This is a genomic window from Candidatus Defluviilinea gracilis, assembly GCF_057138825.1.
In genome coordinates this window covers 48,062-68,329 of record NZ_DBNHEF010000072.1, presented here as the reverse complement: position 1 = coordinate 68,329, position 20,268 = coordinate 48,062, and the positions used below count along the sequence as shown (strand labels likewise).

Here is a 20,268-nt window from a genome sequence, read left to right as displayed (position 1 = left end):
ACGAGCAGCGCGTTGATCGTATCTGCCAGCGGATGTTTATGCGATTCGGAAAACCGCGAACGGACGACAAGTTGTCCGTTGTTTTCGAGTTTCTCCTTCAATGCCGCGCCCACCTCGCGGACGTAGGCAATGTCGTCGCCGTCACCCGTCACGGTGACCAAGGCTCGGTTGAACGACTCAGGCTGACCGAGGTATGGAAGCGTATCCATGGTGACGTATCCGAACGGCGAGGCGAGGAAGTCCCCTGCGGCGGAGGCGGTGTCTTGCACAATTCCAGTCACTGGCAAAGTTTTTATCGAACCGTCGGGGAGTTGAAATTCGAGCAGGTCGCCCACGTTCACATCGAGGTTGGTCAACGCTTTTTGTTCGAGCAGTACTTTGCGCTTTGCTGGGATGGACGCGCCCTCGAGCGGGGTCAACAAGTTGATGCTGTTATCTTCAAAACTCTCGAACGCGTTCATGTCGAGCGTCACCCATTTTTCGGTGCCTGGCACGCGCACGCGCATGTTGAACACGCGCCGCGCCTCGGCATCTTTCACGTTCGGCTGGTTGAGAATGGAATCGAGAACGTCTTCGTTGAAGTTCGTCATCCGCAGTTCGATGTTGGCTGGCACGTTCGCCGCATACGACACGCCCATATCCTGCGAGATGATCTGATACGCGCCCGCGATCACGCCAATCGAAAACACGCCCACCGCAATGGAAAATACCACCAGCAGTGTGCGGGCTTTGTTATCTATGAGGTCATGCAGAACTTTTCGCCAACGAGGTTTCATACGATTTTTGATTTACGATTTCAGATTTACGATTTTTTATGTACGGTGGTCGAGTAGCCCGAAGCGATAGCGAAGGGCGTATCGAGACCACCACGCCGTAAAATATTTCTGTTACAAAAGTTTGTTCGCGTACTTGTGGTCTCGATACGTCCCGCGATGCTTCGTCTTCGCTATCGCTCCGCTCAGCACACGCGGGACTACTCGACCACCGATCAAGGTGAGTAACATGAATTGTTTTACCGTAGTAACGACTTCAGTCGTTTGATTGCGGCGAAAAAGCGACTGAAGTCGCTACTACGACATCGGGCGATTATGGTTACTCAGAAAATCTTTACTTCCTCTTAAACAACGAGAACAGCCCGCCTTTGCGGCTGTCTGCGGCGCGATGGACCTCGAGGCGCTCCTGCACGATCTTGCCAACCGCGTCGGCGGTTCTTGGCGACACGTCCATCACGCGCTTGAAATCTTCGCGCTTTATCGTCAAAACTTCAACGGGTTCTTCCTCGCTTGCGCGGACATTCGCAATCGCTTTGCCTCCGCGCAAGAGTTCGATCTCGCCAAAAAATTCGCCAGGCTTCAAACGCGAGATGACGTTCTCTCCGTTCTTGCGGTCGTGTAACACCACTTCCACTTCGCCTTTGCGGATCATAAAGAAATTTTCGATTGGCTCCTCGCGCGAGATGATCGTGGCTTTCGGCTGATACGTCCGCTCTTCGGCGAGTTTGGTGAACTCCATCATGTGACGATGTCTCAGCCACGGCAGGGATTTGGCAATCGTCTCGTTGATGAGTTCACCGTCGGCGATGATGATGTTGCGCGTGGTGCGCGACGTGAGCGACGGATCGTGCGTCACCATCAACACGGTCTTGCCGCGCCGCGCCAACTCTTCGAACAAGTCAATGATGATGTTGGCTGATTTTGTATCGAGGTTACCCGTCGGTTCATCTGCAACCAACAACGGCGGATCACATGCCAACGCGCGCGCAATGGCGGCGAGTTGTTGTTGTCCCGTTGAAACCAGCATAGGCAATTTATTCGCAAACTCTTCCAGCCCAACCAACTTCAACATGTCCATCGCGCGCGCGGGTCGTTCATCGAAGTCGTACATGTCGGCGTAATCCATCGGCAACATCGCATTCTCAAGCAATGTGAGCATCGGAAGCAATTGAAAAAACTGAAACACGATTCCCAAATTGCGTCCGCGCCATTTCGAGCGCTGGCTTTCGCTCATGCCCGTGTAAATGTCCGTGCCGCCGATCACCACCTTGCCATCCGTCGGATGGTCAATGCCTGTGATCATGTTGAGCAGTGTAGATTTTCCGCTCCCCGATTTCCCAACGATCGAAACAAACTCGCCGCGATTGATGGTCAGGTCAACGCCTTTGAGCACGGTGAACTCGCCCGCCGCGTTTTTGAATCGCTTGACGACCCCGTGCATATCGATCATCGCCTCAGGCGATGACATCGCATGAGGGTTAGAACCAGACTTCCCCTTGGCGCGACGCGGACTCACTTCCGCCTCCACCAAGATTTTTTGGGATTCAAATCCGCATCGTTATCGCCCTTCGACTGCGCTCCGCTCCGCTCAGGGCGAGAGATCAACTCCCCATCCGCGATCTGGAGCGCGCGCGTGAATCGCGTTGACAACGACTCGTCGTGCGTGACCATCACGATCGTTTTGCCTTGATCGGCGACGAGACGCGCGAAGAGTTCGAAGATGTGATCGGCAGTGACCGAGTCGAGACTGCCCGTCGGCTCGTCCGCGATGATGATGGGCGGATCGTTCGCCAGCGCGCGCGCAATGGCGACGCGTTGTTGCTGTCCGCCCGAAATGAGCGCGGGAAGTTTTTCGGCATGTTCTTCGATCTCGACGAGGCGCAACAACTCGAGCGCACGTTGACGCGATTGTTTCGGACTGAAGTTGCCGCACAAGTCCATAGGCAGGGTGATGTTTTCGACGAGCGTGAGCATCGGCAAAAGTTGAAACGACTGAAACACAACGCCCATCGTATGCCCGCGCCATAACGCGATCTCGTCTTCTTTTTTCTTGTGCACCGAAACAGGCGAACCGTTTGAGTGAATGATGACTTCGCCCTCGCTGAGATGATCCACACCTGTGATCATGTTGAGCAGTGTGGATTTGCCCGCGCCCGATTTGCCGACGATACCAACGAACTCGCCCGCGCCGATGTTCATGTTGACGCCTTTGAGCGCGGTGAAATCGCCCGCCGCGGTGGCGTAGGTCTTCACCACGTCGCGCAGTTCGATCAGGGAGGATGCGACTTTGCTTTCAACCGGAGATTGCCGAACCGATGACACGACTTTCAAAATCCTTTAGGACTTACTCAGTTGAACCTGTTGCGCTGTAGTTGCACTGCGGTGGCGGCAGTACAACTGCCCGCCAACTGCGTTAGTCCTTTCCTTTATTTTTCGGGAAAAGTATAGTATATTCCAGACACTGTTTGATAATAAACAGTGTCTATTATATGCAATAGACTATTGGTGTCAAGACTAAGAAAGGCTGCCAATGTTGAACTCCACATCGAAAACAAAAACGGATCGCCGCGTGCAACGCACGCTCCAATCTTTGCGAGCCGCTCTGCTTGAACTCATCAAAGAAAAAAACTACGATGATATCTCCATCGAGGAGATCACGGAGCGCGCCAATGTGGGACGCGCCACGTTCTACCTGCATTACAAAGATAAGGAAGACCTGCTGTTGGAAGAGTTCAGCGAGACGATCTACGATCAGGCGCAGGTTCTGTCAGAAGTCCCATTTTCCGCATGGGTGCCCGCTTCAACAAAAGACAGCGGAAAAAACAAGCCGCTCCAGCCCCTCCTGCTGGTGTTTCAACACGTTCACGATCACTCCGAACTTTATTACTTGCTTTTGAAGAGCGCCAACGCGAGCAAGATCGTCGAGCGCATTCGCAAAGTCAGCACGGAGGCGATTGTCAGGTTTGTCGAGAACAAGATGAAGTCTGACCCGATCCCCCTCCTCTTCGAGGTGCCGATCGAATTCTTTGCGGCATTTTTCAGCGGAGCGTTACTCAGCGTGGTGAGTTGGTGGATCAAGGAAGACATGCGTCATTCTCCCGAAGAGGTGACGAGTATGTTCCGAAGCCTATTCTTTAGCGGCGCCGAGAAAACGCTCGGTCTGCAAGCAGGCACGGAGTGATCTGCGGCTACGTTGACGCAGTTCAATTGCACCAAAATCTCGGCAAACCCTAGTCACGGATTACACGACTTCGCACGGATTTCTTGTAGATTAAGAATTTAACCGAGCGACCCTGCCTTTTCGTTTTGAACCACTGAGACACTGAGTCACGGAGATTTTAATTGGCTTTGCTCAGTGTCTCCGTATCTCACATGTCCCAATGTGTTTCGGGAGTGGTTCAATTTATTACTCGATTAATTGACAAAAGAACAATAAAATACATTCATGAAAATCCGTGTAATCTTTAGCAAAGAATGATTTTGATTAAACGGGGCTATAATCGAAACATTCAATCTCGAGGAGAATACAATGTCCAATGTATACGCATCCAATCATCCGCTGGTCGCGCATAAACTTTCGCGCCTGCGCGACAAAATCACCGAGCCTAAGAAATTCCGCGAACTGGTGCGCGAGATCGCCGCGCTCCTGGCATACGAAGCCACCGCCGATTTGGCTGTAGCGCCGCGCGAATTCGAAACTCCGCTAGCCAAAATGACAGGCTCCGAGTTGAAAGAGAAGATCGGACTCGTGCCCATTTTGCGCGCGGGACTTGGTATGGTGGAAGGGATATGGGAACTTATGCCTGTTGCCGAAGTCTGGCACATCGGCTTGTATCGCGATGAACATACACTGCGACCCGTCGAGTATTACAACAAACTCCCCACCGAACCGACCGTTTCTGTCTGTTTGATTCTTGATCCCATGCTTGCTACAGGCGGTTCGGCAACAGCAACGGCAGACGTGTTAAAAAAATGGGGCGTGAAGAAAATTAAATTTGTGGGTCTCATCGCCGCGCCTGAGGGAATCAAGGCGATGCAGGATAAGCATCCCGATATTGACATCCACATCGGCGCAATTGACAGTCACCTCAATGAGCGCGCGTATATCGTGCCAGGGCTGGGAGACGCGGGGGATCGGCAGTTTGGGACGGGGTGAGGGGAGAGAATTAGAGGATTGGAGAATTAGAGAATAGAGACTGGAGAATTGAGAAAAGAGATTGGAGACTGGAGACTAGAGATTGAGAGATAGTGTAATTGGTAATTGGTAATTGGTAATTGGTAATTGGTAATTGGTAATTGGTAATTGGCGGTTAAGTAACCTGATTGATGGCGCAGCAGGATCAGAGAATTGCGTTTGGCTTGCATGGATTAACTGAATCGGAGGCTGATATGGCGAAGAATGCGGATATAAAAACCAAAGTCAATAAGGCAAGCGTAACGGCGTTTTTAAATAAGGTTGAGAGTGAGCAAAAGCGAAACGACTCTTTCGAGTTGGTGAAGATCATGCAACAGGTCTCGAAAGAAAAACCGAAAATGTGGGGACCAAGCATCATCGGGTTTGGGTCGTTGCATTACAAGTACGAGAGCGGACGCGAAGGCGACATGCCGTTGATCGCTTTTTCTCCGCGCAAGCAGTACATCACGCTGTATCTTCTGATGGGGAACGATTACGAAAAACCACTGCTCGAAAAACTTGGCAAACATACCACAAGCAAGGTGTGCCTGTATATCAAAAAATTGAGCGACGTGGATATGAAAACGCTAAAAGAGTTGATCACCAAAACATACCAAGCATCGAAGGCGTTGAAGTAATGTGAATAGTGGATAACAATTTCATGTCATGCTAAGGGGCGGTTTTTGCCCCGAAGCATCTCTGAGAGACTCATCCGAGACCCTTCGGTCGCGGAGTTTACCCTGAGTTTATCGAAGGGCTCCCTCAGGGTGACATGGTTGTATGTTTGGCATATTCATGATTGATATTTAAAGTAGTTCAATCTTGTTAGTTGATCGGAGGCTGACATGGCGAAGGCTGAATTGAAAACCAAAGTCAACAAGGCGAGCGTGACGGCATTTTTGAACAAGGTGGATGATGAGCAAAAACGAACAGACTCTTTCGAGATTCTAAAATTGATGAAGCAGGTCACGAAAGAAGAGCCAAAGATGTGGGGGTCGAGCATCGTCGGCTTCGGCAGTTATCACTACAAAAGCAAAAGCGGGCGCGAAGGCGATTGGATGCTCACAGGTTTTTCGCCGCGCAAACAAAATCTCACGCTCTATCTCATGGGCGGATTCGACACGCACAAAGACCTGCTCAAGAAACTCGGCAAATTCACCACCAGCGTCGGATGTTTGTACATCAAGAAGTTAGACGATGTGGATAAAAAAGTTTTGAAAGACCTGGTCGCCGCGTCTGTGAAGCGGATGAAACAACTCAATCAATGATAGTACAGACCGTCCCGCAGGTTTTCTTGCAGGACTCTGTTCATGCAAGAAACCTGCGGGACGTTCTGCGCAATGCGAGTTACTCAATGACGATCCAAAAAGATGTCGAAGGCAACGAGAAAAAATATCTGCATGAATTTGCGGATTTTTCACATAAGCGCGTCCTCGAGATCGGATGCGGCGATGGGCGGTTGACGTGGCAGTACACCCATGCTTCCTCCCTAACCATCGGGCTGGACTCTGACCATGACGCGTTGCGCGTCGCTTCGATTGATGCGCCTCACGACCGAAAACACAAGATCCATTTCGTCCATTCCGAAGCGGAGCGTCTCCCCTTTTCAAAAGAGACGTTCGACATTGCCATACTCGCATGGTCGCTTTGATGTATCACGCATGAGGGCATGGTCCATGCCCTGAGTGAAATTCGGCGCGTATTGATTCCAAACGGCATCTTGATTGACTTGCGCCCGTTGCTGAGTCGCTGGGAGGTGGAAGTGGCGTCCGCGCGTGAGAGCAAGCTCACGGGCAGAGTGAACGATTTCGAAGTCGGCATCGCAGACGACACCGCCGCGAATCGCTCGATGGCGGAGGCTGAGTCCAATGGATGGTTCATCCGCGAGCGCGAGGAATTCTTTGCGTACGTCTACTCGTGGGACACGCCGCACGAAATGGAAGAGTGGATTGACGACGAATGGAACGATTTCATCGAGTTGGACGAAGAGGCGAAACACGCCACGCGCTCGGCTTGGGCGCTTTCAGACGGCGATGCGCGCGCGCAGTTGCGGATGAAGATGTTGATCGGGAGGTGGAGGAGGGGATGATAGAGAATTGGAGGATTGGAGAATTGATGACGGCGGGCGTATAATGCTGTACATAGGAAGTTAGACGGCTTGTGGGCAGTTTAACCATCCAAATAGTGTCTTATACAGATACAGGCTGGTTAAGGCACAGTTAGGCGCTCCCCTGGAAACCCGAATTTGATATGTATATGAAAAAGCTGAAATCTCTTCCATTGGTATTGTTAATGCTGTTGACCCTTATCGGGTGTATTTCAGAAAATACACCAAAAGAAAATCTAGCGGCACCAACTGCAACTATTCCATCTTCAACACCATTGCCACCTGAGACTTTAACTCTCATCCCTACTGAAACAAAAGTTCCTACCCCAACGTTATATTTGACTCCTTTACCAACTTTGTCTTTTTACAAGACGGCATACCAAATGTATGAGGCTAATAACATATGTGGTTTGCCTTGCTGGTGGGGCATTACTCCAGGTGTATCGACATGGACAGAAGCACAGCAATACATCGCCCATTTCAATCCATCCCGTTCATTTGGCGTTGAAAAAGTAACAAATTTTAAAATACCTATTACGAAATCTACACAATCGGAAATGTACGTATGGTCTGTATGGCTTCCGAATGCAGATACATCTGCGTCTGTTTATTTAGAGGTTCAAAATAATGTCGTAATGGCGATAAGAGTCGCTCAAGACCTATTCACTCTATTCTTTCCTCTTCATAAATTTTTTGAAGCATCTGATGAGCCAGATAAGGTTTTGGTATACATTAGTGACCGCGATAAAATTAATAGCACCTATGATGCTACACTATATTTAGTGTACGAACAAAAACATATTCTTGCAAGCTATGTCTTCTGGGGAAGCGAAACGACAGACGCCGTGAATTTATGCTTACAGCATCTTAGCCCACAAGAGATGCATTTATGGTCATCTGAGGTAGAAATAAGTACAGATCTTTCCACTCTTAAACCGTTAGATGAATTTTCTGATCTAAATCCAAACTCATTCTATGAGAGATTCAAAAGCAAGAACCACCAATGCTTTGAAATGTCAAAAAATGCTTGGAAATAATCTGTGAATTTTTTATTTGAAGGACAACAAACTTGCAAAATGCGCCCGCCTATGAACAGCGGTGTCAAGGGTTGAGGAGAAACTAGATCAAAAAAAGCCTCGCGTCTTGCAAAAGAAGCTAAGCTATCGAAAATTCACCGAATTCGTAAAGGATCAAAAATGTCAGAAGAACAGCCAATCAGAAAAGTTGTCTTTGCGATCAACATCACCATAGACGGCTACTGCGGACATGAAGCGATGCTCCCCGACGACGAAGTACATGAGTACTTCACCGAACTCTTGCGTAACACAGGCGTTGATATTTTCGGGCGCAACACGTATCACCTGATGTATCCATACTGGCACGATGTTGCGGTGGATCAATCGGAAACGCCAACGGTCAACGAATTCGCGCGGGTATTCGATTCCGTGCCGAAGATCGTCTTCTCAACGACGATGAAGAGCGTAGAATGGAACAACACCACGCTCCTGCACGGAGGTCTTCGGGAAGAGATCATGAAGTTAAAAGGACAGCCAGGGAAAAATATCTCCATCGGCAGTCTCAACATCGCCTCGCAAGCCGCGCAATGGGACCTCATTGACGAATATCACTTTGTCGTCCACCCCGTCATTGCAGGAGCAGGTCCGCGCTTGTTTGAATCGGGCGCGAACCTGACGTTGAAACTTATCGGATCGAAAACGTTCCGTTCGGGGGTTGTCGCGTTGCGATATCAGAAATAATTCGTAGAGAGTATTTCATAAATAGACCTCTTGCATAAGAGTCTCTCGTTCAGCCACACATCGTCCTGATGTTCTTCGGGAGAGTCCACAGAGACCCTTGACCCAGCGCCTGCGTTCGGGGCAGGTGGAAATGCTCATTTTCCCTGTGATCTCTGCGGCAAAAATGACTTTCGCACGAGGTCTTATACATAACCATCCGAAAGAAAAAACTACAATGACGCGATCAAATCAATTGAGCAAACGGGAACAGGATGTGGTCAATTTACTCATCGAGGGCAACAGCAACAAGCTGATCGCTTCTTCCCTTCATATATCCGAGCGCACGGTCGAATTTCATTTGAAAAATATCTTTACAAAATATCAGGTCGGCTCTCGCATGGAATTGGTATTGAAGCTGGGAAAGTCCAAACCCCAAAAACTAGGGGAATCCACAGTTGCGCCCGGAGTAGAAGTTGCCGAAAATAGAGACCAGCCCAGTTCAAGGAACTGGGTCACACCTTTGAGAGAAGCTGTCTCTATAATCAGCAAGGAGTTAGGAATGGAAAATTTGTTGAATTCAAAAGCCAACAGCGAAGCGGACTCGTCCACGTTCTTTGGCGCGATCCGCGTCTGCTTGGCAAAATATGCGGATTTCAATGGGCGGGCGGCGCGGTCCGAGTTTTGGTGGTTCGCGCTGTTCGTTACATTGGCTACCTCGGCAATGGCATACCTGAGCGAGTCTCTGGCTAGCGTATTCTTGATTGCCACACTGCTTCCCCTGTTGGCGGCGGGCGCGCGCCGCCTTCACGATATCGGCAAGAGCGGATGGTGGCAAATGTACCTGCTCATTCCAGTGGGCGGCATTGTCATACTAGGCATTTTGTGGGCACAGCAAACAGATAAAAACCTTTCGTAGAAAAATGGACCAGGATGATACGACATGTATCATCCTGGCTTTTTTCCCTTCTTCCAATACCTCAACAACCCATCCGCGCTCATGCCGAGGGGATTCGCCACCTCGTAGGCTTTGACCACATCTTCGCTCAAGCCGATGGCTCTGCCCTCATCCATCACCCATTTTGTAAAACTTTCGCGCAGTTCTTCGATGGATGTCTCGTTCTGCATGGACTGTTCCATCCAACGCGCGGCGGAGTCGAGTCCTTTTTCCACTTCGGCGAGTTGCCAATCCACATCATCGTAGATCCCAAAGTGAGTCGGCGCAATGCGCGGGGATTTGAGCGCGCGTAATTTTGCAACACTTTCCTTCCAGCGTTCGAGGTTCAGTTCAGGCGGAGGCATTGGCACGCGCAGATATTGACAACCGGGGATGCGCACGCCGCCCACGTCGCCGCAAAAGACGATCTCTTCGAATTGATAAGCGAAGTGATGCTCCGCGTGACCGGGTGTGTTATGCGGAATAAATTCCGCGCTCCCAATACGAATCCCTTCGCCATCATTCGCAATGTGCAGCTTATTTTCAGGCACGGGCAGGAAATCGCCCCACAGCGTTTGCATTCGATCTCCATAGATGCGCGTTGCGCTGGCGATCAACTTTTCAGGGTGGAGCATGTGCGGCGCGCCGACAGGGTGCACATAAATCTCCGCGCCCTGAGTGGCAAGCCAGCCCGCCGCGCCCGCATGATCGAGGTGGATGTGCGTGAGCAGGACGTGAGTCACATCACGGGTGGATAATCCCTCCGCTGTGAGACCAGCCCGAAGTGAAGAAAGAGTCGAGCCGGGTCCGCTTTCGATCAGGACGACGGCATCCCTCAATCGAATCAAATAAGAGGCGATGGCATGAGTCCGCCCTTGAAAATTCAGGTCAAGTGTGACAATACGGGTTTGCGCCATGAGTGTTCCTGTGCGTTGGTTTTCGAGTAGAACGACGAGAGCGTTGCTCCCAAGTCTTCGTCACAGTATACACGGCAAACAGGAACTTTGCGTTCCTCAAGCGACTTCGCAAGATCTTCGTTGCCAACACGCGAGCCGAACGAAAGCGTCATCAACAAGACTACGGTTGGACGCAAGCTTCGGCGTTGCAAACTATCCACAGCGATCAGAAGCTCAGGATAGATCATCGGCGTGACGAGGATGGCGCTTGAGCCTTGCGGCAGTTGTCCCATCTGGGCGGTGACGAGCGCCGGCAGGGTGAAGAAACTCTCGTTATTGAGGAATGCCAGCGCCTCAAGGATCTTCGCCTCCTGACGCTCGCTTCTTTCCGCCGGGATAATTTTGTACGAACGACCCGAGGCGCTCACCAGCCCCACCGACCGGCGCCCGGCGATGAAATAGTGCGCCAGTGACGCCGCCGCGCTAACCGCATATTCAAGCGTGGAAGGCGGCAGTTTCACTTTGCGGCGGCGCAACAAAAAGAGATCGTCGGAGGGCGGCGCTTCGAGCGCGTCACCCGGCTTTGAGATATGCGCGCTGCGATGCGTGTCGATGAATAGCCACACTTCCGATTGCGGGTCTTGTTCGAATTCTTTCACCATCAATTTATCGCGGCGCGCGCTGGTGGGCCAATGGATGCGTTTGAGCGGATCGCCCGGCACATACTCGCGCACGCCCGCCGCGTGAGGCGTCACGTCTTGTGATTTACGACGGATCACCTGCCCGCCCGGCAACAAACCCGGCGGCGAATAGAATTCGGAGACATTGGCGAGCATCGGCAATACAACCAGTGAATCGCGCGCGGGGAATGTTTTGGAAACGCGAAAGATGCCGAACGGATCGCCGGAACTGACGCGGGTGGGTCCAAGCAGGAATCCGCCTCGGGTGGTGAGCCAGGTGCGGGCTGTGTAGGAGCGTTTTTGTTTCCCGTTGACGAGGGTCAGAACACGCGAACCCGTCGCAAAAGGAATCGTGGTCTCGTTAAAGACCTCCAGCCACAGTTTGGGGATTCGACTGGAGTTGGCGATCTCAAAATGTTCTTCGAAGATATCTCCCACTGCCGCGCGGAGCGAACGCGCCCGACGTTCCACTGTGATTCCGCGCAAGGCAAAGTTTGTCAACAACCATGCCAGGGCGATCAATAACAAGCCAAAATAAAACAGTCGAACATAAAGCAAAGAACCGTTCACAACCGCGCCGATACCGCCCACTCCCAGAGTCAAAAGAACGAAGGCGCGCCCAGGCGTCACTTTGATTTGTCCTTCGCCTTCAAGTTGACAGCCTGGTAATCTCCGCCTGGCACCGGTACGCTGGCGAGGATCTCTTGCACGATACGATCGGAACTCAACTCGCGCAAACGCGCCGCCGGTGAAACGATCAGGCGATGCCCAAGCACCGGTATCGCAAGGACTTTGATATCGTCGGGTAACACATGGTCGCGCCCGTGTATGGCGGCGCGCGCCTGACCGGCGCGAAACAATGCCAGGCTCCCGCGCGGGCTGGCGCCGAGGTACACATCGTTGTTCTGACGGGTTTTGCCGACGAGGTCTACAATGTATTTTTGCACTGCTGGGGAAACATGGATTTTTCGAACTTCTTCGATGGCGCCCAACAACTCTTTGATCTTGACGACCGCTTTCAACGCTTCGATTGGGTGTTTCAGTTGCTGACTGCCCAGCACCTTTATCTCCTCCGACGCGCTGGGGTAACCCATGCGGATGCGGAGCAGAAAACGGTCGAGTTGCGCCTCGGGGAGCGGAAATGTCCCTTCGTATTCGATGGGGTTTTGCGTAGCAAGCACCATGAAGGGTTTTGGAAGCGCATGCGTCACTCCATCCACGGTGACCTGCTTTTCCTCCATGGCTTCGAGTAGCGCGGCTTGGGTCTTTGGCGTGGCGCGATTGACCTCATCTGCCAGAATGATCTGCCCAACAATCGGACCCGCGCGGAACTCGAACTTTTGCTTTTGCTGGTTGTAGATCGAAACGCCTGTCACATCGCTGGGAAGCATATCCGGCGTGAACTGGATACGGTTGAACGTGCAGTCGAGCGATTTGGCGAGACTGCGCGCCAGCATGGTCTTCCCCACTCCCGGCACATCTTCTATCAACAAATGCCCCTGGCAAAGCAAGCCGATCACAACCAACTCCAACGCCTGCGATTTTCCCACGATCACTTGCTCCAAATTTTGAACGATATGCTCGCTGAATTGTTTGAGGTCTTCCATGAAGAAGCGCCCTTTCCTGTTATTGGGTTGCTTTACCGCCCCGATTGTACGGGTATTCGATGGCATGGGCAAGTGAAATTCACCCCTCTGTGGAGGGGTGTTGGTTTAATTAACCGCGAAGTTTCATGGGACTTTCCTGGCGTCCTTCGCGCGCTTTGCGGCTACTTTCTTGAGGGCGAGATTTCGCCATGAACTTTCGTGTATAATCTGCGTCGCCCGTCCCCGTAGCTCAATGGACAGAGTAACAGACTTCGAATCTGGTGGTTGCGCGTTCGACCCGCGCCGGGGACGCCATCTTTAATTTTTTAGACGCAGAAAAACGCCGACCTACGCTAATATAAAAACCAGGACTTACGCAGTTGGCGGGCAGTTGGACTGCCGCCGCCGCAGTGCAACTACGGCGCAACAGGTTCAACTGCGTAAGCCCTAAAAACTCTGCGTTCGTCGGCGCAAATCAGCGTCCTAAACATCCCAGTTCATGCGCGATCTTCCCTCCGAAGCAAAATTGATTCAGATGCTCCTTAACCGCCTCGAGCGGATCTCAGTCGATTCGGTGTGGGCGCATCGCGCCAGCGGATTGCGCGGAAGCCTGCTCGGCATGCTGGAGCAATTCGAAGAGGGAAAGCCCCCAGAGCCAGCCGAGTTCAAGTCTGTGATGCGAATCGCCTTTCAAATCCTCCGGGAGGCGGCGAGAGAGATGAGGTAAGTAGACCTTGCCACGCCATGTCTGGTGTGCGGAGCGTCCTTCGACTACGCTCATCCTTCGACTACGCTCAGGACAAAATAAACATCACAGAAAAGCAGGAACATGCCAGACCTTTACACGCTCAACCCAAGCCAGATTATTATGTACGTCACCGAACATTGCTCCGATTGTGTCCGCGTGAAGAAATATTTTGAAGCGAAAGGTATCCCCTATGTTCGCGTGGGGCTTGAAGGGGACGCGAAAGCCGCCGAATTTGTGACCCAGATCAACCGTGGATTCCGAAGCGTGCCGACCATCGTGTTTCCCGACGGCTCGGTGCTCGTCGAACCGAGTTGGGAGGAGTTAAACAAGAAATTCATGAATTGACATGATACATAGGGGACTATTCTCAGCAGGTCAACAGCGATACAATGAGGGCGAGGAGTAAAAATGAAACGAGTCACGACTTTCATTCTAATTGCGTTCCTGCTGGCATCGTGCAATGGCTGGATCATCCAACCCCTGCCGGGCAACCCGCCTACGCCATTTCTGCCGTTCACACAGACGCCCTCGGTGTTCAGCCCCACGCCGTTAATTATCGGTGTGGCAAGCCTTACGCCCGCGCCTTCGGTTGCCACGCTCACCCCAAGCACAACACCCTTCCCCACATTGACCGGCTCAGCCGCGCCTGCTACTTTGACATCCACAAACACTTCTACGCCGCTCCCCACGACGCTTGGGTTGGCGATCAAGCCGCTTCGCTGTAATACCAGCGCCGACTTTTCGCATGGCATGGGAGAAGTGACCAACGCTTTCATCCTACTGAAAAACACCGGCGGTATTGAGTTGACAAATATCAAGACGACCCTCAACGTGCTCGACCCCGGCTTGCAGATCCACCCTGACCAGTCGATCATGACTGCTGTGCTTCCGGTTGGGTATCAGGTTACGATAAAACTCACCGCAGATACCACCACCAATTCTCCCACGCCGATTCAAGTCAAAGTGACAAGCGATCAGGGCGAGTTTCCGATCGAAGGACTTCCTTCGTGCACCGACATTGGATTTGGCGCCCCCGACCCCACGGGACTCAACACCCCGATTCCTTCAACCCCATAATCGAGGCAAATCCGCAGAGCGCTCAAATTTCCGAGCATATTCTCAATAAAGTCCACTATAATCAACCCATGGCAAACGAAAACTTAAACACACTCCGCAATAAGATCGCCATCCTCATAGACGGCGATAACGCGCAATCCTCCCTGCTCACGCAAATGCTCGTGGAGGCGGGTCGTCACGGACAAGTCACCGTCCGCCGCATCTACGGCGACTGGACGACGAACAGCATGAATTCGTGGAAAGACACGCTGAACTTCCACGCTTTCCAGCCTATCCAACAATTCCGCTACACCGTCGGCAAGAACGCCACCGACAGCGCGATGATCATCGACGCGATGGACATCATGCACTCCGAAGTCGTGGATGGATTCTGCCTCGTTTCCTCCGATTCGGATTACACGCGGCTGGCAACCCGCATCCGCGAGACGGGCATCTTCGTGATGGGCATCGGCGAAAAGAAAACGCCCAAGGCGTTCGTCAACGCCTGCGATCTGTTTGTCTACACTGAGAACTTGCAAGCGGAAAAGAAAGCCGCGCAACAGAAGCAGGCGCACGCGAAGAAAACGACGAAAAGCAAAGACGGCAAAGAAGAAACAGACCCGATGCCGATGCTCAGTCAAGCCTTCGAAATGGCGGCGGGACAAGACGGCTGGGCTCCCCTCGCAGGGATGGGCAACGCGCTCTACCAACTCGACCCCGGCTTCGACCCGCGCACGTACGGTCACAAACAACTCTCGAAGATGATCGCCAGCCTCAAGGACCGCTTCGAAATGCGCACGAAAGACATGGAAGGTCAGCAGATTTTTTATGTGAAGATGAAGGAATAAGGATTGACATTCGTGAAAACTAGTCCTCTCCTCAAACGAATCTCGCGCATAATGATATGGCTGAGTGTCGGCATCTTGGTTCTGAGCGCTCTGGGCGCAACCTATCAGGCTGTCTCGACAAAATCTGACCAACGAAATTACCTTGCCTTAGGACAACTCGTGGATATTGGAGGCTACAAACTTCATATCTATTGCCTTGGCGAGACCGTAGAGGGTAGCCCTACGGTGATTCTCGAACAGGGTCTTGGCGGAACATCTGCGGCGTGGGCGCGAGTGCAACCAGAAATTGCCAAATCAACGCGCGTGTGCGCATACGATCGCGCGGGTATGGGCTGGAGCGACCCTGGTAGCGAGCCGCGCGATGCTCAACATATTGCGACTGAATTACATACCCTTTTGCATAATGCCAATATTCCTGGACCATACGTATTGGTAGGCTGGTCATTTGGAGGGCTGTATGTCCGTATGTATGCAGGAAAATATCCAACTGATGTTGCCGGCATTGTTTTGCTTGACAGTTCGCATCCTGATCAGTGGACGAGCACGGCGGCAGGTAAGTCCCAGTTTGAATCGAACGCGGGTATCTACAAAATCGCGCCTTGGCTAGCCCGGATAGGTGTAATGCGAGTGATGGGACAGTTTCAACCAGATCCAGGTTTGCCCTCTCCCCAGAACGAGTCGATCAAGGCATTCTTCGCAGCGACAAAGGATTGGGACGCTCAAAGCGCGGAGTTTTTGGCATCGCCTGCCACCAATGATGAAGTGCGCAACCTGGGATCGTTGAACGACATACCTTTATTCGTGTTGACCGCTACGGAACATGGCGCTTCAGCAGAGCAGGAGCAACTGTGGCAAAGTTGGCAGAAAGAACTGGCCTTGCTTTCGACGAACAACGTTCAACAAATCGTAACAGGGGCAAACCACGTCGCTTTCTGGCTTGATCCGGAGACATCGAAAATCAGTGTTGAGAAGATTCTTCGTATCGTGGAAGCGGCACAAACCGGAGAGAGGCTTCAGCCATAGAGTGGTTTCCAGCATTCGTCATCCTTGTCGCTATGGTCGGAAGGATAAACATCTGTAGCCGCGCCCAACACAGCGTCCTAAGAAACCGGCCCGTCACAAGAGCGGTTTCAAGAGTCCTCGAGGAGGCTCATCCAGACAAAGTCAACGAGACGGGCGGGGAAGAACCTCAAAATCACGAAGGCGGTGAAATGCAAAGCAGGCGTGACGCAAGGCGTTGAAACTGTCGAAAAAGTCCCATTTCAAAAACTGTTGATTTGAAAGTGAGAAAAACATCGAAAACAGGACTTACGCAGTTGGCGGGCAGTTGGACTGCCGCCGCCGCAGTGCAACTACGGCGCAACAGGTTCAACTGCGTAAGCCCTAGAAAAGCATCTTGTTTTTATGCCCGGAGCAACATGTTAGCCATTTTTTGATCTGTTGCGGGGGATTTTTTCGACAGTCTCGTTCTGCGGCAAGCCCCATCAGATCGAATCTTATTTCGGAGAAATTACAAAGATGAAAATAGCCATAGCAGGTTCAACAGGAGTTCTCGGACGCGCCGTCATACCCTTGCTTTTACAACAGGGACATGAAGCGCGTGCCTTGGCGCGTTCAGCGGAAAAAGCCAAAAATGTACTCCCTCAACGTGTTGAGATAGTGGAGTGCGATTTGTTATCGCCCCGCATCAGCGAAACGATAGCATCAACTATTCGAGGCTGCGAAGCAATATTGCATCTAGCCACATCCATACCTCAAAACTTTACCCTACCTAACGCATGGGACGCTAATACCCGCTTGCGCACAGAGGTAGTAAGATTGTTACTTAAGGCATCTGCTGAAGTCGGAATAAAAAAATATATTCAACAAAGCATCACAATGGCTTATCCTGATTGCGGCGAAAACTGGATTTCTGAAGATATCTCCCTTGATACCTCGCCAGAACGCGCATCGCCTTGCGCTCCTGTCATCGCAATGGAAGAAATGATACGAAATATCCCGACTCGCCATTTGCATTGGAGCATCCTTCGCGGAGGTTCGTTCGTCGGTCATGGCACTTTTCAAGACAAGGTTATTGAAAACATACGCGCAGGTAAAGAAATTATTCCTTGTGATGGAAGAAACTTTATCTCGCTAATTCATGTTGCAGATATGGCAACCGCAACGGTTGCGGCGCTCAATCACGCCCCTGCTGGCTCGATTTTCAATATTGTTGACGAACCCTTGCGGCAACATGAGTATAGCGATCGTTTGGCTATTTCAATCGGAGCAGACAAACCTCAGCGAGATACGAATTCAGCCTGTCCTCCCTCATGGCGTTGCAGCAATCAACTTGCAAAATCAATTCTAGACTGGCAGCCTACTCATAACATCATTCCAAGATAAGGTGATTGCAAGGTCAAAGCCGCACAACAAAGCGCGCGCTGACGAAAGGCTGGCACGAAGATCGCCGTCCGCGGGCTGATGAGGTTGAGAGCGATGATAAAATTGAACAGTTCTCGAAGATGATCTCCAGCCCGAAAGACCGCTTCGAAATGCGCACGAAAGATATGGAAGGCCAGCAGATTTTTTATGTGAGGATGAAGGAATAGGAATTTTAACCTTCGGCAGCGCAACGCTTGGCTTTTATTAATGCATCTAACGCCATACGCGCCAGATCAATCCGCGGAAATAAAGAATTTGTTCCTAAAGGCATTTTCAAGCTCAGGCGGCGAATCTGAAGGTATTCTCGTCGGAAATTTGGCACACGCTTTTTCAGCCGTTTAATTTTTGAAAGCGATGTCTGCGCCTTCATGAAGGGAATCAATACGCATGCCAAATTTAGAAACGACTTCAGGAGAACCGCCGCTCGGCTATGCGGAAGCGTTGTATTGGAAAATCGCCGAAAAGACCAGCCGCATTCTTATCATAAATTTATTGTCAATCCCGCTCGCCTTTGTCTTCGGAATTGTTTTCTTTACAATCGCGCGCGTCTTCGGTAAATCAACCGGATTCTTTTTTGGGAGCGCTGCGACAACCCTTCTCTTCGCCCTGCTGCTGACGATCATAATACACGAGCTGATACACGGCATGACAATGCAAATCTTTGGTGCGCGCCCGAAATATGGGATCAACTGGAAAGGATTGATGCTCTACGCGACCGCTCCGGGGTATGCATTCCAACGCAACCAATACCTTGTTATCGTTCTGGCGCCCCTCGCGGCTATAAGCCTCGCAGCATGCCTGGGTATTCTTATACAAGCCGGCTCGCCCAGCGTCTGGTTATGGGCAATTTGTGCGACGATCAACGGCGGCGCAGCGATTGGCGATTTATGGATAACCGCCATAGCGCTTCGCTATCCTAAACATGCTTATATTGTTGACGAGCAAGACGGCATGCGAATTTTCCTTCCACGAGGCGAGAATAAAACATAAATAGAAATGCGCGCCGAATAAATGATCCAAGCGAGAAGAGGATAATACGAACGCATCATTTCTTCAATTCCTCGTACACATCCACGATCTGTTTCGCAATTTTCTCCCATGCGTAATCTTGCGCGTACGCGGCGGCTTGGGCGCTCATCTTTGCGTGCAACTCGGCATCGTTCAACAGCCACGATAATTTTTCGCACAGCGTTTCGGGTTCTTCTGCGGGAATCGTGAATCCTGTCTCGCCATCGCGCACGAGATAGGCAAGCCCGCCCACTTCGGAGGCGATGACAGGCGCGCCGCACGCCATCGCCTCGAGCGCCACCATGCCGAACGACTCGTAATGCGACGGCATCACCACCACCTCCGCCGCCGAATAATAATACGGTAGTTTATCCTGATCGCGCACGCCCAGGAACACCACCGACTGGTCCAAGCCAAGAACCTCGCACAAATTTTTTAAGCGCGCCATTTCAGCATTCATCATCTCTGGGCTTGCCGCGGGATCGCCGCCGATGATGGCAAGATGCACCGGGCGCGACTCTTTCATTTGCAAACAAGACATCGCCTCGAGCAGAGTGTCCACGCCTTTGAGCGGCTCGATGCGCCCCACGAACAGGATCATCCGATCTTCAGGCTTCAAGCCAATGTACGACCGCGCCTCATCGGCGGGGATGGGATAGAAGTGGCTGACATCCACGCCGGGCGGGATGACTACAAGTTTCTTCGCGTCTGCCTTGTACAGGAAGCGGAGTTGCGTTAACTCGGCGATTGTGGCGACGATCACCCGGTCAACTCGACGGAGGACCTGCTTCTCACCCTCGATTCGGTACGCCCCTTCGCGCTCCTCGTCCGTGCGCGCGATGCGGTTCTTCATCTCGCCGAGGGTGTGGAACATGTGGACGATGGGCGAACCAGCCCACCCGTCGGAAAGAGACGCGGCGGCAATCCCAGACATCCAGTAATGGCTGTGGATGATGTCGTAGTGAATCTTTTTATCACATGCGAAGGCTCTGATTCCATCCACAAATTGCGGGATGTAATTTGCAAGTTCCTGTTTCGGCATGGGGTGTTCGGGTCCCGCAGGGATGTGGACGACGCGGTTGCCGTAGCCGAGTTCGTGCAAGACGTGCGGCACGTGATCGTCTTGCGAGCGAGTAAAGACATCTACATGGATATCCATTTTGCCGAGTTGGCGCGTGAGCTCGCGGACGTAGACGTTCATCCCGCCCGTGTCTTTGCCGCCCAGCGTGGCAAGCGGACAGGTGTGATAGGAAAGCATTGCGATGCGAAGCATGGGTTTATTTTCTCACGACACAGAC

General features: G+C 51.8%; 24 protein-coding genes and 1 tRNA gene. 17 read left to right on the top strand and 8 right to left on the bottom strand.

Translation table 11 applies throughout. The features are described 5' to 3' along the window. The 3 genes from AC16KF_RS12640 to AC16KF_RS12630 all read right to left on the bottom strand — a co-directional run. Positions 1–776, bottom strand: a 776-nt coding sequence (locus tag AC16KF_RS12640) for an ABC transporter permease (RefSeq protein WP_484037686.1), incomplete at its 3' end; no start/stop codon positions are given. A 331-nt stretch (positions 777–1,107) separates the two neighbouring features. Further along, positions 1,108–2,289 (bottom strand): ABC transporter ATP-binding protein, encoded by a 1,182-nt coding sequence (locus AC16KF_RS12635; protein ID WP_484037685.1) that lies wholly within the window; start codon positions 2,287–2,289, stop codon positions 1,108–1,110. Continuing rightward, positions 2,286–3,095, bottom strand: coding sequence for an ABC transporter ATP-binding protein (locus AC16KF_RS12630; protein ID WP_484037684.1), 810 nt, complete (start codon positions 3,093–3,095; stop codon positions 2,286–2,288). Before AC16KF_RS12630 ends, AC16KF_RS12635 begins: the two co-directional genes overlap by 4 nt. Positions 3,096–3,303: 208 nt before the next feature. Here AC16KF_RS12630 and AC16KF_RS12625 point away from each other — a divergent pair, with 208 nt between their 5' ends. The 9 genes from AC16KF_RS12625 to AC16KF_RS12585 all read left to right on the top strand — a co-directional run bounded on the left by AC16KF_RS12625 (position 3,304) and on the right by AC16KF_RS12585 (position 9,706). After that, a complete protein-coding gene (locus AC16KF_RS12625) occupies positions 3,304–3,954 on the top strand; it encodes a TetR/AcrR family transcriptional regulator (protein ID WP_484037683.1) in 651 nt (216 codons plus the stop codon). Positions 3,955–4,302: 348 nt separating this feature from the next. Beyond that, entirely contained in the window at positions 4,303–4,929 is a 627-nt protein-coding gene (gene upp / locus AC16KF_RS12620; protein ID WP_484037682.1) for a uracil phosphoribosyltransferase, read from the top strand. Positions 4,930–5,099: 170 nt separating this feature from the next. Then, positions 5,100–5,585 (top strand): DUF1801 domain-containing protein, encoded by a 486-nt coding sequence (locus AC16KF_RS12615; RefSeq protein ID WP_484037681.1) that lies wholly within the window; start codon positions 5,100–5,102, stop codon positions 5,583–5,585. A 207-nt stretch (positions 5,586–5,792) separates the two neighbouring features. Next, positions 5,793–6,215, top strand: coding sequence for a DUF1801 domain-containing protein (locus AC16KF_RS12610; protein ID WP_484037680.1), 423 nt, complete (start codon positions 5,793–5,795; stop codon positions 6,213–6,215). 86 nt (positions 6,216–6,301) lie between these two features. Further along, entirely contained in the window at positions 6,302–6,598 is a 297-nt protein-coding gene (locus AC16KF_RS12605; protein ID WP_484037679.1) for a class I SAM-dependent methyltransferase, read from the top strand. An 18-nt stretch (positions 6,599–6,616) separates the two neighbouring features. Beyond that, positions 6,617–7,036 carry a hypothetical protein gene (locus AC16KF_RS12600; protein ID WP_484037678.1) on the top strand — a complete coding sequence of 140 codons (420 nt, stop codon included), beginning with the start codon at positions 6,617–6,619 and terminating at the stop codon, positions 7,034–7,036. Positions 7,037–7,203: 167 nt separating this feature from the next. After that, positions 7,204–8,091, top strand: a complete 888-nt coding sequence (locus AC16KF_RS12595; RefSeq protein WP_484037677.1) for a hypothetical protein — start codon at positions 7,204–7,206, stop codon at positions 8,089–8,091. 159 nt (positions 8,092–8,250) lie between these two features. Continuing rightward, on the top strand, positions 8,251–8,811 hold the full coding sequence (locus AC16KF_RS12590) for a dihydrofolate reductase family protein (protein WP_484037676.1): 561 nt from the start codon (positions 8,251–8,253) through the stop codon (positions 8,809–8,811). A 214-nt stretch (positions 8,812–9,025) separates the two neighbouring features. After that, positions 9,026–9,706 carry a DUF805 domain-containing protein gene (locus tag AC16KF_RS12585; protein WP_484037675.1) on the top strand — a complete coding sequence of 227 codons (681 nt, stop codon included), beginning with the start codon at positions 9,026–9,028 and terminating at the stop codon, positions 9,704–9,706. Positions 9,707–9,735: 29 nt separating this feature from the next. On the opposite strand, the gene AC16KF_RS12580 is transcribed toward AC16KF_RS12585, so the two are convergent. The 3 genes from AC16KF_RS12580 to AC16KF_RS12570 are packed head-to-tail and all read right to left on the bottom strand — an operon-like array spanning position 9,736 to position 12,907. Beyond that, entirely contained in the window at positions 9,736–10,641 is a 906-nt protein-coding gene (locus tag AC16KF_RS12580; protein WP_484037674.1) for an MBL fold metallo-hydrolase, read from the bottom strand. After that, positions 10,608–11,930 (bottom strand): DUF58 domain-containing protein, encoded by a 1,323-nt coding sequence (locus AC16KF_RS12575; protein ID WP_484037673.1) that lies wholly within the window; start codon positions 11,928–11,930, stop codon positions 10,608–10,610. Before AC16KF_RS12575 ends, AC16KF_RS12580 begins: the two co-directional genes overlap by 34 nt. Beyond that, entirely contained in the window at positions 11,927–12,907 is a 981-nt protein-coding gene (locus tag AC16KF_RS12570) for an AAA family ATPase (RefSeq protein WP_484037672.1), read from the bottom strand. Before AC16KF_RS12570 ends, AC16KF_RS12575 begins: the two co-directional genes overlap by 4 nt. Positions 12,908–13,125: 218 nt before the next feature. Here AC16KF_RS12570 and AC16KF_RS12565 point away from each other — a divergent pair. The 7 genes from AC16KF_RS12565 to AC16KF_RS12535 all read left to right on the top strand — a co-directional run bounded on the left by AC16KF_RS12565 (position 13,126) and on the right by AC16KF_RS12535 (position 17,923). Continuing rightward, positions 13,126–13,201, top strand: a tRNA-Arg gene (locus AC16KF_RS12565). Between the two features lie 184 nt (positions 13,202–13,385). Continuing rightward, the gene (locus AC16KF_RS12560; protein ID WP_484037671.1) at positions 13,386–13,613 is read left to right on the top strand and encodes a hypothetical protein; all 228 of its coding nucleotides are present in this window, start codon (positions 13,386–13,388) and stop codon (positions 13,611–13,613) included. A 102-nt stretch (positions 13,614–13,715) separates the two neighbouring features. Further along, positions 13,716–13,979: a glutaredoxin family protein gene (locus AC16KF_RS12555; RefSeq protein ID WP_484037670.1), complete on the top strand. Its 264-nt coding sequence runs from the start codon at positions 13,716–13,718 to the stop codon at positions 13,977–13,979. A gap of 63 nt (positions 13,980–14,042) precedes the next feature. Next, on the top strand, positions 14,043–14,711 hold the full coding sequence (locus tag AC16KF_RS12550) for a hypothetical protein (protein WP_484037669.1): 669 nt from the start codon (positions 14,043–14,045) through the stop codon (positions 14,709–14,711). Positions 14,712–14,779: 68 nt separating this feature from the next. Then, positions 14,780–15,538 (top strand): NYN domain-containing protein, encoded by a 759-nt coding sequence (locus AC16KF_RS12545; RefSeq protein WP_484037668.1) that lies wholly within the window; start codon positions 14,780–14,782, stop codon positions 15,536–15,538. Between the two features lie 12 nt (positions 15,539–15,550). After that, positions 15,551–16,561 carry an alpha/beta fold hydrolase gene (locus AC16KF_RS12540; protein ID WP_484037667.1) on the top strand — a complete coding sequence of 337 codons (1,011 nt, stop codon included), beginning with the start codon at positions 15,551–15,553 and terminating at the stop codon, positions 16,559–16,561. A gap of 495 nt (positions 16,562–17,056) precedes the next feature. Beyond that, positions 17,057–17,923 (top strand): NAD-dependent epimerase/dehydratase family protein, encoded by an 867-nt coding sequence (locus AC16KF_RS12535; RefSeq protein ID WP_484037666.1) that lies wholly within the window; start codon positions 17,057–17,059, stop codon positions 17,921–17,923. 211 nt (positions 17,924–18,134) lie between these two features. On the opposite strand, the gene AC16KF_RS12530 is transcribed toward AC16KF_RS12535, so the two are convergent. After that, the gene (locus AC16KF_RS12530) at positions 18,135–18,332 is read right to left on the bottom strand and encodes a hypothetical protein (protein WP_484037665.1); all 198 of its coding nucleotides are present in this window, start codon (positions 18,330–18,332) and stop codon (positions 18,135–18,137) included. A 17-nt stretch (positions 18,333–18,349) separates the two neighbouring features. Between AC16KF_RS12530 and AC16KF_RS12525 the strand changes: the two genes are divergently transcribed. Beyond that, positions 18,350–18,952, top strand: coding sequence for a DUF3267 domain-containing protein (locus tag AC16KF_RS12525; RefSeq protein WP_484037664.1), 603 nt, complete (start codon positions 18,350–18,352; stop codon positions 18,950–18,952). 55 nt (positions 18,953–19,007) lie between these two features. Here the strand turns inward: AC16KF_RS12525 and AC16KF_RS12520 are convergent, their stop codons facing one another. Continuing rightward, positions 19,008–20,243: a glycosyltransferase gene (locus AC16KF_RS12520; RefSeq protein WP_484037663.1), complete on the bottom strand. Its 1,236-nt coding sequence runs from the start codon at positions 20,241–20,243 to the stop codon at positions 19,008–19,010. Between the last annotated feature and the right edge of the window lie 25 nt (positions 20,244–20,268).

Coding starts and splice junctions, on each gene's coding strand:
- AC16KF_RS12625 (WP_484037683.1), top strand. CDS start 3,304: ATGTTGAACTCCACATCGAAAACAAAAACGGATCGCCGCGTGCAACGC.
- upp (WP_484037682.1), top strand. CDS start 4,303: ATGTCCAATGTATACGCATCCAATCATCCGCTGGTCGCGCATAAACTT.
- AC16KF_RS12615 (WP_484037681.1), top strand. CDS start 5,100: ATGGCGCAGCAGGATCAGAGAATTGCGTTTGGCTTGCATGGATTAACT.
- AC16KF_RS12610 (WP_484037680.1), top strand. CDS start 5,793: ATGGCGAAGGCTGAATTGAAAACCAAAGTCAACAAGGCGAGCGTGACG.
- AC16KF_RS12605 (WP_484037679.1), top strand. CDS start 6,302: ATGACGATCCAAAAAGATGTCGAAGGCAACGAGAAAAAATATCTGCAT.
- AC16KF_RS12600 (WP_484037678.1), top strand. CDS start 6,617: ATGGTCCATGCCCTGAGTGAAATTCGGCGCGTATTGATTCCAAACGGC.
- AC16KF_RS12595 (WP_484037677.1), top strand. CDS start 7,204: ATGAAAAAGCTGAAATCTCTTCCATTGGTATTGTTAATGCTGTTGACC.
- AC16KF_RS12590 (WP_484037676.1), top strand. CDS start 8,251: ATGTCAGAAGAACAGCCAATCAGAAAAGTTGTCTTTGCGATCAACATC.
- AC16KF_RS12585 (WP_484037675.1), top strand. CDS start 9,026: ATGACGCGATCAAATCAATTGAGCAAACGGGAACAGGATGTGGTCAAT.
- AC16KF_RS12580 (WP_484037674.1), bottom strand. CDS start 10,641: ATGGCGCAAACCCGTATTGTCACACTTGACCTGAATTTTCAAGGGCGG.
- AC16KF_RS12570 (WP_484037672.1), bottom strand. CDS start 12,907: ATGGAAGACCTCAAACAATTCAGCGAGCATATCGTTCAAAATTTGGAG.
- AC16KF_RS12560 (WP_484037671.1), top strand. CDS start 13,386: ATGCGCGATCTTCCCTCCGAAGCAAAATTGATTCAGATGCTCCTTAAC.
- AC16KF_RS12555 (WP_484037670.1), top strand. CDS start 13,716: ATGCCAGACCTTTACACGCTCAACCCAAGCCAGATTATTATGTACGTC.
- AC16KF_RS12550 (WP_484037669.1), top strand. CDS start 14,043: ATGAAACGAGTCACGACTTTCATTCTAATTGCGTTCCTGCTGGCATCG.
- AC16KF_RS12545 (WP_484037668.1), top strand. CDS start 14,780: ATGGCAAACGAAAACTTAAACACACTCCGCAATAAGATCGCCATCCTC.
- AC16KF_RS12535 (WP_484037666.1), top strand. CDS start 17,057: ATGAAAATAGCCATAGCAGGTTCAACAGGAGTTCTCGGACGCGCCGTC.
- AC16KF_RS12530 (WP_484037665.1), bottom strand. CDS start 18,332: ATGAAGGCGCAGACATCGCTTTCAAAAATTAAACGGCTGAAAAAGCGT.
- AC16KF_RS12525 (WP_484037664.1), top strand. CDS start 18,350: ATGCCAAATTTAGAAACGACTTCAGGAGAACCGCCGCTCGGCTATGCG.
- AC16KF_RS12520 (WP_484037663.1), bottom strand. CDS start 20,243: ATGCTTCGCATCGCAATGCTTTCCTATCACACCTGTCCGCTTGCCACG.